The organism is Sulfurimonas sp. (genome assembly GCF_028694895.1).
Lineage (GTDB): Bacteria > Campylobacterota > Campylobacteria > Campylobacterales > Sulfurimonadaceae > Sulfurimonas.
Genome location: NZ_JAQVKA010000157.1, coordinates 1 through 2,657, shown reverse-complemented (window position 1 = coordinate 2,657; position 2,657 = coordinate 1). Strand labels below are relative to the sequence as shown.

Annotated in this window: 4 protein-coding genes and 1 pseudogene; all 5 read right to left on the bottom strand. The window is 35.9% G+C overall.

From position 1 onward, the window contains the following. Positions 1 to 235 (bottom strand): annotated as a pseudogene (locus PHI38_RS10235) (hypothetical protein); the annotation flags it as partial. A 595-nt stretch (positions 236 to 830) separates the two neighbouring features. Beyond that, entirely contained in the window at positions 831 to 1,394 is a 564-nt protein-coding gene (locus PHI38_RS10230) for a hypothetical protein (RefSeq protein ID WP_299855788.1), read from the bottom strand. Positions 1,395 to 1,481: 87 nt separating this feature from the next. Beyond that, positions 1,482 to 1,784 (bottom strand): hypothetical protein, encoded by a 303-nt coding sequence (locus tag PHI38_RS10225; protein WP_299855786.1) that lies wholly within the window; start codon positions 1,782 to 1,784, stop codon positions 1,482 to 1,484. A gap of 131 nt (positions 1,785 to 1,915) precedes the next feature. After that, the gene (locus tag PHI38_RS10220; RefSeq protein WP_299855784.1) at positions 1,916 to 2,179 is read right to left on the bottom strand and encodes a hypothetical protein; all 264 of its coding nucleotides are present in this window, start codon (positions 2,177 to 2,179) and stop codon (positions 1,916 to 1,918) included. Between the two features lie 32 nt (positions 2,180 to 2,211). Continuing rightward, positions 2,212 to 2,657 (bottom strand): IS1595 family transposase (locus PHI38_RS10215; protein ID WP_299855782.1); only part of this gene is annotated, 446 nt, incomplete at its 5' end.

Sequence of the window (2,657 nt, the reverse complement as noted above, 5' to 3'; positions counted from 1 at the left end):
CCTTGATGTCTTTTACGTCCAAGTAGGATTTTCTAAGACATCCTGTTGCCGCACTTGCCCCTACGTATTTTGTACGATCACCGAGATGATGTACTGCAATTTTAGGTATTTGGGCAAGTGCGTTTTTTAGTCCCCATGCTATATGCTGCATGAATAAACATGTTGATGAATTTTTGTTATATTGAAATTTATCAGCATGCGCAGCATATGCATGGTGTTGTGGTACCTTGCTCATACATTCTCCTTTGTTTAAAGGGGAATACACCAATCCCTTTGGGGATTTTTGTGTATCCCCTATGGGTTGGCTCTTTCAAGCAACTTAAATCTAACCATCTGGATAGTTAGATTTTTGACAACAAAAATCCCTCCGAACTGAATTGGCTTTAAAGAGTTGTTATGCTGCTTTAATTGGGGATTTTATTACTAAGAGTACACAGATACCCAAGGAGGGTACTTGTGTACCCGCCGGGCATCTGTTTCATCTGTTTGGAGCTCAACGAGATGTTGAGTCCTTCTACGCTTTAGGCGTATGGCGTACATAGACGCTCAAGGGTTAAACTAGATCAGTTAAAGCCCCTACATTACAATCATGGCGATTGTAATAATATCTTACCTCATCGTATCATACTAGATATGCTAAAATAAGAAATACAAAAATATCTCTTATTTTAGCACATCTTTTATTAAGTTGGTAATTTTATGGAAAGTTTTTGTTATCTCTTTTTCATATCCGCGATGCAGAACTATAACGGAGTCTCAACTAACACGAAAATCTTCATCTTTCATGATCCTCCGATTCAAAGTTGAAGGCCTCTTTGCTTAAGCTTTCTTTAAGATGTTTTACCAAGCAAGGCATTGTTCCTATCTATAATTGATGCAATCTCAGCTTCTGTTATAGGCTCAATCCCCATATCATTAATCATCCCCTTAAACCCAAAATAAGCCACATATCTTACGGCCTCGTCATCTGTAACTAGAAGATTCTTTATACCTTTTTCAACATCAGTCACAGCGTGATAATCCTGCTCTTCCAACCCTAAAAATTTGGATACTTCATAGCCGATCTCATCTATTTTAAATATATCACCTACATATATCGGAGCGTGGATTTGGATTTTAAATGCTACAGCGGAAAGATATTTTGCAGTGGACTCTTGATATACCAAATCATGCGCCAATCTTGCATGAAGCTCTCCAAAATTACTTATGAAGTCACTAAGCATCCATTCCTTGCTGGTAATCAGTTCGATATCATCATAGTAGTTTGATGGAAAACTCACGGTAAATTTCTCTTTTACCGTTGCATCTTTTATCTGCACTACTGCATTCCCATCATTAACAGATACAGAAAGATTCATTAATGCTAAGTTCTCTTTTACATCGCGTGAAGACATTTTTCTTCCTTTACATTTATAGGGTGGTATTCTCTTTAGAATACTTTTCTTGCCTCTTTATCTCAAAAAGCAATAAATGGGTGTCGCTTAAGCCGATTTATTAATCGTAGCTGTTTGGACATTCAGCTGTTCATCAAGCACAACAATGATAGATTTACCTAGAAGCTCATCATTAAAATTAAATTGAAAATCACTTGCACTGCTAAAAGGGATCTTAAGTTTTTCAGCTATTAACTCATAGCCTTTTTCATATAGGAAATGGTTGGTTTCCATCCAGACTGAATCACTTTTATGATCCTCTATTTGTGTTGTACTGTCTTTGCCTTTCCACATTGAATTTTCAAAAAATAAAATTTTAAATTCTTTCGCAACTTGTTTTTGATTAACCATAATTATTCTCCTTGTTTTGAAGTAGACGTAAACGTCAGTCATTGTTGATTTTCTTTCTTTGTTTTCCGTGTCTATCATAATAAAAGCTTCCACCTAGTTTGCCTATCTGCTCTTGAGTTCGTGCGGTTCTTTTATTGCTCATTCATAATCCTCATATCATCTTCTATGTCTGTGTCATCCAGAATAATCAAAAGAGCTTCTTGTCTTGAGACAGTTTTTGACTCTCCTAAATTTATCTCTTTTATATTTATGATATCTGCAAAATAATCAGGCTCTTTAATATCTCTAAGTAGACTATCGTTTTTTTTGGGGGAGAAGCTAGTGCACTCCCCATCATCTGAGATTAAATTGAAAGATAACCCTTGCTTGAATAGCGAATCTACTTCTGATATCAATGAATAATCATATTCTTCATCAGACTCAAAGGTTACTTTAGTGTCGTTGTTGGGGAAATATTCTGGGCATCAACCAAAGCAGCACGAAGTTTATGAAGTAAAACAAAGCTGGTTTTATACTGAACTCCAAGTGCTCTACTCATTTGAGAAGCCGATATACCTTTAACGGCATTTACAAATATGATAATAGCCATCAGATAAGTTCTAAGCTCTAGCTTATGACTTGCAAAGATAGTTCCTGATGTAACGGTGTATTGTTTTCTGCAAGCTGAACATTTATATCTTCTTATATTTTTACCACTTTTTGAAGTAGTATTAATAATATAGCTCTCTGTGCATCCACATACAGAACAAACAGGCTTGCCGTCCGTATCACTCCATCTTAGTTTTTCAAAAGTCTCTCTTGCTTCATCTTCACTCATACGAGCTACTTCTAATTCAGAGATTGCTCTTGATTTAGCAGTTAGTAAAAAGTGTT